Source organism: Paraburkholderia sp. 35.1 (assembly GCF_050436525.1).
GTDB lineage: Bacteria > Pseudomonadota > Gammaproteobacteria > Burkholderiales > Burkholderiaceae > Paraburkholderia > Paraburkholderia tuberum.
The window spans coordinates 2,479,075-2,493,281 of the sequence record NZ_JBNDMJ010000003.1; the positions used below are offsets into that span (position 1 = coordinate 2,479,075).

The 14,207-nt window shown below is 63.9% G+C and carries 13 protein-coding genes; 3 read left to right on the forward strand and 10 right to left on the reverse strand.

The features are described from left to right. The first annotated feature begins 240 nt into the window (after positions 1–240). On the forward strand, positions 241–1,308 hold the full coding sequence (gene purM / locus OKW27_RS31555) for a phosphoribosylformylglycinamidine cyclo-ligase (protein ID WP_090803131.1): 1,068 nt from the start codon (positions 241–243) through the stop codon (positions 1,306–1,308). A gap of 127 nt (positions 1,309–1,435) precedes the next feature. On the opposite strand, the gene miaA is transcribed toward purM, so the two are convergent. Beyond that, positions 1,436–2,377 carry a tRNA (adenosine(37)-N6)-dimethylallyltransferase MiaA gene (gene miaA / locus OKW27_RS31560; protein WP_090803133.1) on the reverse strand — a complete coding sequence of 314 codons (942 nt, stop codon included), beginning with the start codon at positions 2,375–2,377 and terminating at the stop codon, positions 1,436–1,438. A 47-nt stretch (positions 2,378–2,424) separates the two neighbouring features. Next, a complete protein-coding gene (mutL, locus tag OKW27_RS31565; RefSeq protein ID WP_429335780.1) occupies positions 2,425–4,530 on the reverse strand; it encodes a DNA mismatch repair endonuclease MutL in 2,106 nt (701 codons plus the stop codon). 194 nt (positions 4,531–4,724) lie between these two features. On the opposite strand from mutL, the gene OKW27_RS31570 reads away from it, so the two are divergent. Further along, positions 4,725–5,396: a VTT domain-containing protein gene (locus OKW27_RS31570; protein ID WP_176078921.1), complete on the forward strand. Its 672-nt coding sequence runs from the start codon at positions 4,725–4,727 to the stop codon at positions 5,394–5,396. A gap of 120 nt (positions 5,397–5,516) precedes the next feature. On the opposite strand, the gene OKW27_RS31575 is transcribed toward OKW27_RS31570, so the two are convergent. The 3 genes from OKW27_RS31575 to OKW27_RS31585 form a co-directional block, all read right to left on the reverse strand. Then, positions 5,517–6,341 (reverse strand): mechanosensitive ion channel family protein, encoded by an 825-nt coding sequence (locus tag OKW27_RS31575; protein ID WP_090803136.1) that lies wholly within the window; start codon positions 6,339–6,341, stop codon positions 5,517–5,519. A 193-nt stretch (positions 6,342–6,534) separates the two neighbouring features. Continuing rightward, positions 6,535–6,909 (reverse strand): hypothetical protein, encoded by a 375-nt coding sequence (locus OKW27_RS31580; protein ID WP_429335781.1) that lies wholly within the window; start codon positions 6,907–6,909, stop codon positions 6,535–6,537. A 235-nt stretch (positions 6,910–7,144) separates the two neighbouring features. Further along, positions 7,145–7,804 (reverse strand): hypothetical protein, encoded by a 660-nt coding sequence (locus tag OKW27_RS31585; protein WP_090803139.1) that lies wholly within the window; start codon positions 7,802–7,804, stop codon positions 7,145–7,147. 730 nt (positions 7,805–8,534) lie between these two features. On the opposite strand from OKW27_RS31585, the gene OKW27_RS31590 reads away from it, so the two are divergent. After that, entirely contained in the window at positions 8,535–8,858 is a 324-nt protein-coding gene (locus OKW27_RS31590; RefSeq protein WP_184055405.1) for a hypothetical protein, read from the forward strand. Positions 8,859–8,918: 60 nt separating this feature from the next. On the opposite strand, the gene OKW27_RS31595 is transcribed toward OKW27_RS31590, so the two are convergent. The 5 genes from OKW27_RS31595 to OKW27_RS31615 all read right to left on the reverse strand — a co-directional run bounded on the left by OKW27_RS31595 (position 8,919) and on the right by OKW27_RS31615 (position 14,081). Continuing rightward, entirely contained in the window at positions 8,919–9,983 is a 1,065-nt protein-coding gene (locus OKW27_RS31595; RefSeq protein WP_167368621.1) for a YncE family protein, read from the reverse strand. A gap of 100 nt (positions 9,984–10,083) precedes the next feature. Continuing rightward, a complete protein-coding gene (locus tag OKW27_RS31600) occupies positions 10,084–10,803 on the reverse strand; it encodes a TonB family protein (RefSeq protein ID WP_429335782.1) in 720 nt (239 codons plus the stop codon). A 1-nt stretch (position 10,804) separates the two neighbouring features. Then, a complete protein-coding gene (locus OKW27_RS31605; RefSeq protein ID WP_090803146.1) occupies positions 10,805–11,203 on the reverse strand; it encodes an ExbD/TolR family protein in 399 nt (132 codons plus the stop codon). A 2-nt stretch (positions 11,204–11,205) separates the two neighbouring features. Beyond that, positions 11,206–11,895: a MotA/TolQ/ExbB proton channel family protein gene (locus OKW27_RS31610; protein WP_429335783.1), complete on the reverse strand. Its 690-nt coding sequence runs from the start codon at positions 11,893–11,895 to the stop codon at positions 11,206–11,208. A gap of 14 nt (positions 11,896–11,909) precedes the next feature. After that, positions 11,910–14,081: a TonB-dependent receptor gene (locus tag OKW27_RS31615; RefSeq protein ID WP_429335784.1), complete on the reverse strand. Its 2,172-nt coding sequence runs from the start codon at positions 14,079–14,081 to the stop codon at positions 11,910–11,912. Between the last annotated feature and the right edge of the window lie 126 nt (positions 14,082–14,207).

Here is a 14,207-nt window from a genome sequence, read left to right on the forward strand (position 1 = left end):
GTGGCCCGGACCTCGGGGCCTGGAAGATTGCCAGGCGCTCAGTTGTCGTGAAGCGTGCTCGCCGGGTCGTGAGGCCGCGCGTCGCGAAGCACGGCTGGCGCAATTGCGCGGGTCGGCGGCGCCGGAATCGGGGTGTCGTGTTGCAATGTCGTTTCCAGGATATCGTCGGAACGCGTGAATTCCAGTCAGGCGACCAGCATCGGGTAAAATCGCATTTTACCGACCTTCGAGCTTTTCCCCATGAATCAACCGAAATCCGCCGAGCATTCAACCGATTCGGCCCAAGGTTTGTCGTACCGCGACGCCGGCGTGGACATCGATGCGGGTGACGCCCTCGTCGACGCCATCAAGCCCTTTGCCAAGAAGACCCTGCGCGACGGCGTGCTGGGCGGCATCGGTGGATTCGGCGCGTTGTTCGAAGTGCCGAAGAAGTACAAGGAACCGGTGCTCGTGTCCGGCACCGACGGCGTCGGCACCAAGCTGCGTCTGGCGTTCCAGCTGAACAAGCACGACACGGTCGGCCAGGATCTGGTCGCGATGAGCGTCAACGACATCCTCGTGCAGGGCGCCGAGCCGCTGTTCTTCCTCGACTATTTCGCCTGCGGCAAGCTCGACGTCGGCACGGCGGCGACCGTCGTGAAGGGCATTGCGCACGGCTGCGAGCTGTCGGGCTGCGCGTTGATCGGCGGCGAAACCGCGGAAATGCCGGGCATGTACCCGGACGGCGAATACGACCTGGCTGGTTTCGCGGTCGGCGCGGTGGAAAAGAGCAAGATCATCGACGGCAGCAAGATCGCGTCGGGCGACGTGGTGCTCGGGCTCGCGTCGAGCGGCATCCATTCGAACGGTTTTTCGCTGGTGCGCAAGATCATCGAGCGTGCCAATCCCGATCTGAACGCGGACTTCGACGGCCGCACGCTCGCCGACGCGCTGATGGCGCCGACGCGCATCTACGTGAAGCCGCTGCTCGCGCTGATGCAGCAGATCGAGGTCAAGGGTATGGCGCACATTACGGGCGGCGGCCTCGTCGAGAACATTCCGCGCGTGCTGCGCGAAGGCCTGACGGCCGAGCTCGACCATCGCGCGTGGCCGCTGCCGCCGCTGTTCTCGTGGCTGCAGAAGCACGGCGGCGTCGCCGATGCGGAAATGCACCGCGTGTTCAACTGCGGTATCGGTATGGCGGTGATCGTGTCGGCCGCGGATGCCGAAGCGGCGATCGGTCTGCTGTCCGCGGCGGGCGAGCAGGTCTGGAAGATCGGCACGGTCCGTGAAAGCGCAGCGGGTGAAGCGCAGACGGTCGTGGTCTAAAGATTGACGAGGGCTCGCGTGGCGTGCCGCAATGGTGCGCCACGCGGGCTTCGAATCCTTTGCTTCACATTTCCCGCTTCAAATTCCCGCTTAACGTCCCTCCGATTCCACCACGCTGATCGGCGCCTCAAACCAGCGTTTCGATCAACTCCACCACCCGCGCCGTCGCGTGCGGATCGCAGCAATCCACCACCTGTCTTTCCGGCATGCTGCGCAGCCACGTGAGTTGCCGCTTGCAGAGTTGCCGCGTCGCGAAGACGCTCTTGTCGCGCATGGTCCGATAGTCGACCGCGCCATCGAGGTATTCCCACACCTGCCGATACCCGACGCAGCGCATCGACGGCATCTCGGGCAGCAGGTCGCCGCGCGCGCGCAGCTTCACCACTTCATCGACGAAACCGTGCGCGAGCATCGAATCGAAGCGCTGCTCGATGCGCGCGTGCAGCTCGCCACGCTCGGACGGCTCCAGCGCGACCGGCACGAAGCGTGCCGATGCGGCGTCGTCGGTGCGCGCGGGCGCGGCGAGCAGCGTCGACATCGGCTGGCCGGTCAGCATGAACACTTCCAGCGCGCGCTGGATGCGCTGCGAATCGTTCGGCGCGAGACGCGCGGCCGTGACCGGATCGAGCGCGGCGAGCCGCGCGTGAAGCGCTGGCCAGCCGTCGCGGGCGGCGTCGGCGTCGAGTCTCGCGCGTACTTCGGCATCGGCGGCGGGCAGGTCGTTGAGCCCCTGCGTGAGCGCCTTGTAGTAAAGCATCGTGCCGCCGACCAGCAGCGGCAGCCGCCCGCGCGCATGAATTTCTCCGACGAGCCGCAGCGTATCGGCGCGAAACTGCGCGGCCGAGTACGAGTCGGCCGGATCGACGATATCGATCAGATGATGCGGCGCGACCGCGCGTTCTTCCGCGGTCGGCTTCGCGGTGCCGATGTCCATCTCGCGATAGACGAGCGCCGAGTCGACGCTGATGATTTCGACCGGCCGCCGCGCGGCGAGCGCGAGCGCGGCGGCGGTCTTGCCGGACGCGGTCGGGCCGAGCAGGCACGGGATGGGGGTAGGGTGTGACGTCATGGGCAAGCGGGCGCGCGGCGCAACGGTGTGATCGAAACGCAGCGCCGTTACTGCCCGCGCATGAACAGCCGATCGAGATCGGCCAGCGTCAGCTGATACCAGGTTGGACGCCCGTGGTTGCACTGATCGGCGCGCTCGGTCGCTTCCATCTGGCGCAACAGCGCGTTCATTTCGTCGAGCGTCAGACGCCGGTTCGCGCGCACCGCGTGATGGCACGCGAGCGTGCCGAGCAGTTCGTGCTGACGCTCGGTCAGCACGCGCGAGCCGCCGAATGCATGCAGGTCGGACAGCACCGCGCGCGCCAGCGCTTGCAGGTCGGCGTCTTTCAGAAGCGCGGGGACCGCGCGGATCGCGAGCGTGGTCGGCGACAGCACCGCGAGGTCGAAGCCGAGCGCATCGAGCGTATCGCGCTCTTCCTCGACCGTGCCGATTTCGACCGGATCGGCCTGCATCGTCTGCGGGATCAGTAGCGGCTGCACGGCGATCGCGCGGTCGGCGAGCGCGCTCTTGAACTGCTCGTACAGGATGCGCTCGTGTGCCGCATGCATGTCGACGATTACGAGCCCTTGGCGGTTCTGCGCGAGCACGTAGATGCCGTGGATCTGGCCGAGCGCGAAGCCGAGCGGCTGGTCGTCGGTGGCGTCGAATGCGGGGGAAGCCCGGCGCGGCGCGAACGGCGCTGCGTCGTATGGCGACGTCGCGTCGGTTGCGGAGTCGCGCGCTTCGAACAGCGACGCGCCTTCGACCCGGCCGGCAAGCGGATCCTTGCGGCCGAACAGCGCGTCGTAACCGGCGAGCGGTTGCGCGACCGGCAGCGTGCCTTGCGTCATGCGTGCCTGGCGCATCCACGTGTTGCCAGGCTGCGAGGCGCCCGGGGCGCCGAAGCTGCTGAAGCCGCTGCCGCCGCCAAGGACGCCGCGGTTTCCCGCGCCGAAGCCCGCGCCGCTCGAAAGACCGGCGCCCGCGCCAATGCCGTCGCCTACGCCGCTTGTGACACCCGGCGGCGTCGAACCAGATGAAGCCGGTCCACCGGCCGACGGTTCCAGGTGCGCCGCATGCCCGCCCGCCGTCGTTTCAGGCGACGCGCCCGCGTGCCGCGCGAGCGCGCGCTGCACCGCATGGAACACGAACTGGTGGATCGAGCGCGAATCGCGGAAACGCACCTCGATTTTCGACGGATGTACGTTCACGTCGACGCCTTCGGGCGGCAAATCGAGGAACAGCACGTACGACGGATAACGCTCACCGTGCAGCACGTCTTCATACGCGGCGCGCACCGCGTGCGTGAGCAGCTTGTCACGCACGAAGCGGCCGTTGACGAAGAAATACTGTTGATCGGCGCGACCGCGGCTCGCGGTCGGCAGACCGGCGCAGCCGTAGATCGCAAGCGGACCGGCGGATTCGCCGAGCGGCAGATGCGCGGTCGCGAACGTCTCGCCGAGAATCTTCGCAACCCGCGCGGGCGGCTCGCTCGCGTTCCAGTGCTCGACGGCCTTGCCGTTGTGCAGCACCGAGATCGCGACGTCCGGCCGCGCGAGCGCGGCGCGGCGGATCTGTTCAAGACAGTGGCCGAGTTCGGTCTGTTCGCTTTTCAGGAATTTGCGGCGTGCCGGGGTGTTGAAGTACAGCTCGCGGACTTCGATCGTCGTGCCTTGGGTGCCGGCGGCGGGACTCAGCACGCCGGTTTCCGCGTCGATGCGCACCGCGTGCGGCACATCTGCGGTGCGGCTCGTGATGCTCATCTGCGCGACCGACGCGATCGACGCCAGCGCTTCGCCGCGGAACCCGAGCGTCGCGACCGCTTCGAGCTCGGCAAGCGAGCGGATCTTGCTGGTCGCATGGCGCGTCAAGGCGAGCACGAGTTCGTTCTCGGGGATGCCGCAGCCGTCGTCGGTGATCGAGATGCGTTTGACGCCGCCTTCGTCGAGCAGGATGCGCAGCGTCTGCGCGCCCGCGTCGAGCGCATTCTCGAGCAGCTCCTTGACTACCGACGCCGGCCGCTCGACCACTTCGCCTGCGGCGATCTGGCTGATCAATTGATCGGGGAGCGGCTGGATGGCGCGCAACGGACGCGGCACGGGCGCCGCGCGGGAGGCGTCGGAAGGTGCGGCCGTGGCCGCGGTGCCCGCAGGCGTTTCGGAGAATTCGGACATGGCGAAATTATAGCGACTCGGCGCACGCCGCCCGAGCAGACGCCCAACCGGCAGATTTTCATTCGACCCGAGGCACTTTCGGTATCATGTCGCGGTCAATTCGCAGCGGTCGGCCCGCCGCTCGCTGCGCCTGTTGCAGGGTCGCGCGGCGGCCGTTTTCCCTCTACGCATACACTGGTTTAAAAGGACGTTCCTTGGATACGCTGCTACATTTCGCCAATCTTGTCCTGCACATCGACAAGTTTCTCGGAGACTTCATTCAGGTGTACGGTGCCTGGGTCTACGCGGTGCTGTTCGCGATCGTGTTCGCTGAAACGGGGCTCGTGGTGCTGCCGTTTCTGCCGGGCGATTCGCTGCTGTTCATCGGCGGCGCGTTCTGCGCGACCGGGCAGATGCATCTCGGACTGCTGATCCTGTTGCTGCTGGTGGCGGCGGTCTCGGGCAATACGACCAACTATCTGATCGGCCGCGCGATCGGACCGCGCGTGTTCAATACGCACATTCCGGTGCTCGAGCGCTTTCTCGATCGCGCCGCGCTGCAGAAGACTCACAACTTCTATGAGAAACACGGCGGCAAGACGATCGTGCTCGCGCGTTTCATCCCTGTCGTGCGGACGTTTGCGCCATTCGTCGCGGGCGCGTCGTCGATGACGTGGAGCCGCTTCCAGATGTTCAACGTGGTCGGCGCGCTGTTGTGGGTGCTGCTGCTGACACTGCTCGGCTATTTCTTCGGCAACATCCCGTTCATCCGTCAGTATCTGAACGTGATCGTGCTGGTCGGTATCGGCGCGGCGATCGTACCGATCGTGCTCGGCGCGCTGTGGAAGATGCTGCGCAAGAATGGCGCGAACGCGAGTACGCGTTGATGACGAGTTGTTTGCTGTATTTCGGGCCTTGAAAAAACACGAAAGGCGTCGCGAATCTCGCGACGCCTTTTTTCATGCCGCCATGCCGACGCCCCGTGTCGGGTGCGCGCGGAGGTTCGATCAGATCAAATCGCGCGTGATCGCGCGCGGTGCGAGTGGCGTTTCCGGCGTCGGATAGCCAGCTTCCTTGAAGGTCTGAACGATCGCGCGATTGGTGTCGAAGTAGACCTGCCAGTAGTTCTGGTTGGACGAGTAAGGGCGCACGCACAGCAGCGGTCCTTCTGGCGTGAAGCTCAAGACCTCGATATCCGGCGCGGGGTTTTCGGCCACGTTCGGAATCTTCGCGACGGCGGCTTTCAAACGCGCGATCGCATCGGTCGGATCGACGCCGTTGGCGATCTTCGCGGTCAGCTCGACGCGCCGGAACGGCAGCACGCTGTAGTTCGAGATCGTGTCGGAGAAGATCTTGTTGTTGCCGATGATGGTCGTCACGTTGTCCGGCGTCACGATCGTGGTGCCGAACAGGCCCAACTCCGTGACGGTGCCGGTGACGCCCGCGGCCATGACGAAATCGCCGACCTTGAACGGCCGCAGCACCTGCATGAACACGCCGGCCGCGAAATGCGCGAGCAGGCCGCCCCACGCAGTACCGATCGCGAGGCCGAGGCCGGCGAGCAACGCGGCGAACGACGTCGTCTGCACACCGAAGATTTCCAGGATCGCGAGGACGAGCAGCAGGTTCAGCAACCCGGCGAGAATCGACGCGAGGTAGTGGGCGAGTGTCGGGTCGACCCGCCCGTTGCGTGCGAGCAGCTTGCGCGACAGGTTGGAGATCAGCCCGATGATCCAGCGGCCGACGAGCCACAGCACGATTGCGCCGATGACCTTGGTGCCGATGTCGATGCCACGGGTCATGACGAATGCACGTACGGTTTCGATATCCAAGATGTTTCCTCGTTATAGGTTGCCATCAACGGATTGAACGACGGTGGTGCCATGACCCGCAACGCGCGGTCTTCGGGAGTTATAGCCGACGGCGCCCGCATGCGCAAGGACCGTTCCTGCCCTGCTCGCGGCGGCAATACAGAGATGAAACATGGCGGGGCGTCCGTGAAAAGCCGGTCGGGGCGTGCCGGGCTCACATGCGCAGCCGCGATTCGGAGTACGGTGACGTCTGGATGACAACCGCGTTGTCCGGGTCGCTTTTCACGGCGCGCCGGCGCCTCGACATCCGATGCCACGAGAACGCGATCACGATCGCGAGCGCATACGCGCCAGCACGTTGAAGAAACGACGTCGGCAGGGCGAATTGTCCATAGCGGTTCTGCGCGTCGGCGAACACGACAAACGTCAACAAGCCGTCGAGCACGCATGCGGCCAGCGCGAGCACGATGAAAATCGCAGGGCCGCTCAGCGCGGCACCCGACCCGAACCGGTTATACAGTCGACAGGCCATCGATACGATGGCGAACAAGGCGAGGTTCGACAGCAGATCGAACAGAAAGGTGGTCATTATCGGTTCAATGAAAAAGCAATGCGCCGTGGCGTTGCCGGAACGTATGCTATCGCAAGGTTCAGACATGCTCCGTTGATTCTGCGGCGATCATTGCATATCTTTTCATCTCGATAAATAACCAGAAAAAGCGAAAGTCGTATCGCTCTCTCTTTCGTTTGTTTTTTTATGCAATCGGAATGTGAAAAGTCCTTCGCAAATTTATAGTACTGCGACGGTTTCCGTGCGCTGCGCCTCAGAAGCGATAAGAAATGCCGACCTGCAACGTCGGATACCATCGATAAGGCGAGACCTTATCGCGCAGTTGCTGCAATCCGGTGTTGATGATCTGCTGACTCATCTCCGGTCCCGCGGCCTGCGACAGCGCCGGCGACAGTGTGTACGAGGTCTTCGGAATGCCGTAGGCGACACCGAGATCCACCACGAGCCCCCAGCCTTTGGCTCCCGGGTGCAAGCCATAGCCGATGCCAAGGTAGGGCATCGCGGTCGGGTATCGGGCGGTCGCCGTCGCGTATTCGCCAGGAAAGGCCGGCGAGGCTTTGCCCTCGAATACGTACATGCCGTTGGTCGGAACCGAGTTGCCGCTGACTTCGTTGTCGGTCAGACGCAGGCCCGCTGTCGCGCGAAAGCCGGTGCCGGCCCACGGAAAGAAATCGCCGTAGAGACCGCCCTGACGCAGCCGTATGCCGTCTTCGTAGCGATTGCCGCCAACCTCGAAGTTGTGCGACAAATTGATCGCGTTGAAGTCCGCGTGCACGCCGAACCACGACGTGACGCTCCACGCCGCGCCAACCCCGATGCCCAGTGTGCCGCCTTGCAGATAGACCTCCTGCGCATGCGACGTTTCGATCAGACATGGCAAAGCCACTACCCAGATTACCTTTCCAGCTTTCATGGGTACCCCTGAGCGGCGGGCAGCCCGATCGTTGCGGGACGCGCTCGCCGTTTTGTCGTCTCTTCTTTGTTGCTCTGTTTGTCGCGAACGCTCGAAGGCGTCGTGAAGCGATCATGCGAGCAGAGGGCGTAGACGGTCTGTGAGGTGGCGAACCATACGGTCAATGAATGGGGTTGGAGTGCGCGACGATGTCGCCGCGTCGCCATTCAGTTCGAGCGACGGCAGATGTCAATCGCGGGGCCTTGGCGAGGAGCGCCGCCTCGCTTTGGGTGGGGCCGGTCGGTAAGGAAGCTTAGGGAACTGCGCATCGCCGATGACGCTTGCCCACGCCTTCATCCAGCAGGTGGCGAGTGTCTTTTCAGCTTCTGACTCAGCGCGCATAAGGCGGCTCGTGGCAAGACGCAAACGAGCCAACGCATATTCCTTGCGTGTGGATTCCCGACGCAAAAGCGAATGATTCTTCTGCATGGCCGGCCACCGAAAAATCAGCGAGAAGCGTGGCAAATTAAATCGGGCCGCATTGCATCGTACCCGACGAACGACCGCGCGGCGCAAGCGACGGACTGCTGTCGAGTAAGGATTCGCTGGGGCGTCGCGTCGCAACACCTGCCACTGTGGTGAAAACGTCAAATCAACCTTGTTTAATTTTGACAAGTCGCGCCGTGCGTTTATCCGTGCGACGATGAAATCGTCAATGGTCCTGACATGAAGATCCAGTTACGGGGGCTCCATGAGTAGCATTCCGCTTATCTGGGCAGCGGTGCCGCATAACAGCGACGGTGTTGTCTTTCAGATCCGGCTTGGCCGCGGACTTCAGCGTTTTCATGTGTCGCGGCGCGTGCTCGAGGATGTGTTCGAGCTCCAACGAAAAGCGTCCGACGCGCGCCAACTCGAATTCTTCTATGTGCACGAGCAGCGCATCCTCGCGCGCGCCAGCGCAAAGCGTGCGACGGCCTGCTCGGCCACCGTTTCACTACGGGCCGCCGATTTCGGCGTGTCGAACGACAGCGAGCGCTGGGCGATGCCGAGCGGCGTCGCGCACGGCCTCATCTAGGCGAACCGATGTTTGACGCGCCGCCGCGATCAACGGGCGGCCGTGCGTCGATGCCGCGCGTCAGCGTGCCTTGAGCTGCGCCTCGAGCACTTCGAACGTACCGGGGATGACCGTCGCGCGCGGATGAGAATTGGCAGCCGTGGCCGGGTCGGCCGCGCCGAACTTCGACGATACCAGATAGATCCGGTGCTGCTGTTCATCGAGCGCCATCGTTTTCGCGCCTTCCAGCGTTGGCATGTTCTGCGCGACCGTGTAATGGTCCGCATCGTCTTCATGCACGATCGTCAGCGTGCCGTCCGCGCCGTTCGAACTGAACGCGAGCTTCAAGGCCGGATCGAAAGCCGCCGCGTCGGGGTGACCCCCTATCAGCACCTCGGCCACGCGACGGCCCGACGTCGCATCGACGATCATCATGCGGTGATTGGCGCAAACCGAAAACAGGCGCTCGCTCGCCGGATCGATCGCGAGTCCGGTCGGCGACTCGCACCGTGCGAGTGGCCAATGCGCCAGCACCGTCGCGGACCGACCGTCCATCTCGACGATCCCGGCGCGATCTTCCACATTGACGAACACGTGCCCGTGGCTGTCCGCCGCGAGCGCCTCCGGCTTGCCGCCCACGCTCATCGTGGCGACCACCTTGCGCGTCGCGACGTCGATTGCGCTGACGCTGCCGTCGTGGCCATTGCTCACGAAGATGCGCCGCAAGGCCGGCACGTAGAGGATGCCGTCCGGGTCGGGGCCCGCGGCCTTGATGCTGTCGACGACCTTGAGTGTGTCGAGATCGACGACGCTCACCGTATTGGCGCGGCCGTTGGTGACGAAGCCGAGCTTGAGGTCCTCCACGAACGCGAAGCCGTGCACGCCGTCGGTGTTGGCGATCTCGCCGACCGGTTTGCCGGTGCGCGTATCGATCACCTGCACGTGCGTGTCGCGGCTGATGAAGAGGTGCTGGCGAACAGCGTCGTACGCCACGTAATCCCAACGCTCTCCGCCTTCGAGGCCATAGCGTTTCGCGATTTCGAATTGATCGGCGTTGGGGCCCGTCGCCGCATGGACGTTCGACGGCGCGAGCAGGGAAGCGACGCCGCCGGCGATCAAGGCGGACAGGATATTTTTCAGTTTCACGTTGAGTAGATTCTTACTGGTACTGCGGATGGATTGGGAAGAGGGACGCCATTCCGGTGGGCGGATGACGTCCCTCGTGCGGTTGGGCGTTAGCGGATCATCATTCGTGGTCGTCGAGTTTGAAGTCGACCCACAATTGCTCCGAGAGCGTTTTGCCCACGAATGCGGACTCGGGTTTCGGATAAGCGGCGTCGCGCACGGCTGCGAGCGCTGCGCGGTCCAGCAGTCCGATACCGCTCGACACCACGACGCTGAGGTCGGACACGACGCCGTCGCGATACCGGAACGCGACGCGTGTGCGGCCCGTCATGCCAGCCATGCGGGCCGACTCGGGATAGCGCAGCGCGGCCTGAATCGCCGCGCGCAGCGCACCCTCGAAGCTTGGCGTAGGCGCGGCTGCAACCGGCGCCGCAGCGGGTGCGGGCGGTTGCCGCGCGGGCTCGGCTGGCGGTTGCGGCGCGGGCGCGGATGGCGGCTCGGTCGGTGTCGCCGCGGGCTGCACCGGCACCGGAGTCGGCACGCGCTTCGGCACCGCGGCCGTCACGGGCTTCGCGGACGTGTGCGCAGCATGGCGCGCGGGTACGACCGGCCGCGCGGGAGGCGGCACGGGCTTCGCAGGCGGTTGCGGCGCGGGAGCCGGTGCCGCCAGCGTCAGCAGTGTTGGGGGCGCTTCATGCGACACGGAAGCCACCCGGGTCGTATGCGTGAGCAGCGCAATCGTCGCGCCGAGCACCAGCGCTTCCGCGACGAGCGCGATGGCGGCGGCCGGCAATAGGCGCGTTCGTTCCTGCACGATCCCGCAGGCGGGTACGGTTGCCATATCAGTTCGCCACGGGCTGCGCGGCGAGCGCGATTTGCGATACACCCGCGGCGCGGCACGCGTCCATCACCGAGACGAGGTGCTGGATCTGCGCCTGCTTCGAGCCGGCAATCGTCACGACCGTATGCGCGACGTCCGTGCGGGCGGCGAGCAGGGTGGTCAATTGCGCAAGGCTCAGCGTGCGGCCGTCGACCGACAGACTGCCGTCGGTCGCGAGCGTTACCGTGACCTGCGGCGGCGGCAGCGCTTGCGCCGTGGCGCTCGACGGCAGCTGCGAGCGCAGCCCCGCGTTCGGGATCATGTGCAGCGTGATCATGATGAAGAACACCAGTAGAAAGAACATGATGTCGATCATCGGGATGATCTCGATGCGCGCCTTTCGCGCCTCGAAATACTTCATCGTCAGACTCCCTGCGAGGCGAATTTGCCGACCACCGGGCGCGGCACTTCATGCACCGGCTTGACCGACTCATGCGCTCTGGCCGCAAGCCGGTTCACGAGCACCGCCTTCACGGTTTCGAGCTGATGGACGACGCCTCTTACGCGGTTGTGCAGGCCGTTGAAGAACACGAGGCCGATCATCGCGACGAACAGACCCGACGCCGTCGCGATGAGTGCCTCGGCCACGCCGCCCGTAACCTGGGTCGGTGCGTTGCCCGGATTCGACAGCACCTGGAACGCGTTGAACATACCGACGATCGTGCCGAACAGACCGAGCAACGGCGCGAGCGTGACGATCGTGTCGAGCACCCACAGGAAGCGGTCGATGTTCGGTGCTTCGCGCATGATCGCTTCGTCGAGACACGCATCGAGCTCATCGCGCGACGTCTGACCGGCAAGCCGGCCGGCGACCTTCAGCAGGCTCGCCATCGGCAGCGCCTGAAACTGTTCGGCGCATGCCGTCAGCGAGGCGGCGTTCAGTTGTTCGAGGCGGTCGACCTGGTCGAGCACCGCGCGGCTGCCGCTCGATGCGCGCTGCAGGAACCACGAGCGCTCGATGATGATCGTCAGGGCAACGAACAGCATGGCGGCAATCACATACAACACGCCACCGGAATTGTTCGCGAGGTGCAGCAGGTTATCGACAGTCATGAAAGAAGCTCCGTTCAGAAATCGGTGGACAGCGTCGCGACGAACGCGCGGCCCGGGATGGTCCAGTAAAGCGGTGTGTTGTCCGCGGCGGTGTAGCCGGCCAGCGCATTGATGCTGGTGCGGTTGAAAAGGTTGTCGATCTGGAAGCCGAGGCGCGTGTCATGCGTCCACGGTGCGAGTCGGGCAAACGTGTACGAACTGGCGAAGTTGGTGATTGCATAGCCGCCGATCGGCTGGGTGTTGCCGGTATCGCCATACTGATGGCCGACGAACTTCATCAGCAACGAACCGTTGAGCGGCCCGCGTTCGTAGAGCACGCCGGCGGCGGCCGTCGATTGCGGCGCGTTGGGCATCCACGTATTGGTGCTCTTCTGTTTTGCCGAATTGAAGGTCAGATTGCCGTACAGGCTGAAGCCGTCGCCGACCGACAAGGTCGCTTCGGTTTCGACGCCCTTGTAGGTCGCACCACCCGCATTCGAGAAGATCACGTTGTTGCCGACCGTGCGGCTCGTCACCGCGTTGCGGAAGTTGATGTAGTACAGATCGGCGGCGACGGTCAGACGCCCCGTTTTGTACGTCGTGCCGATCTGGTAGTTGTCGGTCTGTTCCGGATCGGGTTGTCCCGAAACGGTCGGATCGTTGACATAGAACACATTCAGGTTCGGTGCGAGAAAGCCCTGCGCGTACTGCGCATACGCGCTCCATTGCGGGGTGATCTGCTGGTGCAGCGTCAACGACGGCAGTACCTTGTCCCACGTGTGGCTGAAATCGAGCGGCTCACCGGTCTTCTGGTTCATCGGCGTATCGATGCTGCGGTTGAACGACACGTACTTGAGTCCCGGCGTAATCGTCAAACCGTTCTGCAGTTGCCAGGCGTATTGCAGATACGGCTGAAACGTCAGAATCGTGTCGTTCATCGTGAAGTTCTGCGAGATGAACGCGAAGTTCAGCGACGAATCGACATTGAAGTTGTCGCGGAAGTTGGACTGGTGCGCGATCCACATGCCGGTCTGCAGCTTGCCGGGACCGAGCTGCCGCTCGAGCGCGAGGACGTCGCCAAACGCGCGGTAGTTGTTGTTCATTTCCTGGCCCGGCACGTTGTTCGGGCCGAAGATCGTGCCGTTTGGCGTTTCACCGTTCGGGTCGAGTCCGTTGAAGCCGTTGTGGTAGTAACCGTACGTATAGAGCTTGTTGTCGATCACCCACTCGGCGACCTTCGTTTTCACGCCGATGTATTCGAAGTCCGTGTTGATCTTGTCGAAGTTGTAGCCGGCATAGGCCTGACTCGTCGGGTCGGCGCCAAGACCGAAGTTGGGACCGAACTGCTGGATCTGCGCGGCCGTCGCGCCGAGCGGCACGTTCTGGTGGATGTTGTTGTAAGTCACGAACAGCGTGAGCAGCGTGTTGTCGCCGATCGGCTTGTCGAGCTTGAAGTAGACGTTCTGACGGCGCTGGTCCGCGTTGGTCAGATAACCGTCGCTGCTGCTCTGCGCATAGCCGACCATTGCGCGCGCATCGCCCCATTGCTGCAGATAGCCGGTATTGAACTCGGCGCCGGCCTGCCATGTGTCGAAGCTGCCGTACGAGCCGAGCACCGAGAATGCCGGCGATGCCGACGGAACCCTCGACTGCAGGCTGATCGTTCCGCCGAAGGTGGCGAAGCCGATCTGCGAAGCGTCGCCGGGACCGCGGTCGACGACGATATTGCCGAGCACCCGGTTCGAGAAAAACGACGTCGAATGATGGGTGAAGTCGTTGGTATCGCCAAACGGGATGCCGTCGAATGTCACGTTGTACTGACCGTCCTGAAAGCCGCGAATGGACAGGCTCTGCGATTCCATCAGGCCGGAGCCGTTCGGAGCAACATTCGACACGCTCGGCGCGATCTGCACGATCTCGCTGTAGTTCGCGGTCGGAGCGGTACTGTTTTCGATGTAGTGCCGGCTGATCACCGACTGCGGTTGGGTTGCGGTGAGCGAGCCTTGCGAAGGCGCCTGTGCCGGTGCCGACTGCACGTTGGTGCTGGTGGCCGTGCCGCTGTTCGATGATGAGACGGCCGTGCTTTGCACGGAGCCGAGATCGCCCGAGGTCTGGGCATGCGAGATCTGCGCGCCGGCCGCGCACAGTGTGGCAAGAACGAATTGCGTCAGCGGCTTCTTTCTAAGGGGAAAACTAACCCGTTGCATGGTGCAGCATCCTTTCGCGAGTGGGGCGATGAACTGGGAGTCGAACGAGGCGGGATGCTATCAACCGTCCGTTAATGCGAAGTGATCGGTATCTTACGAATCTAAAGTTGCTATTACGGATGCCCC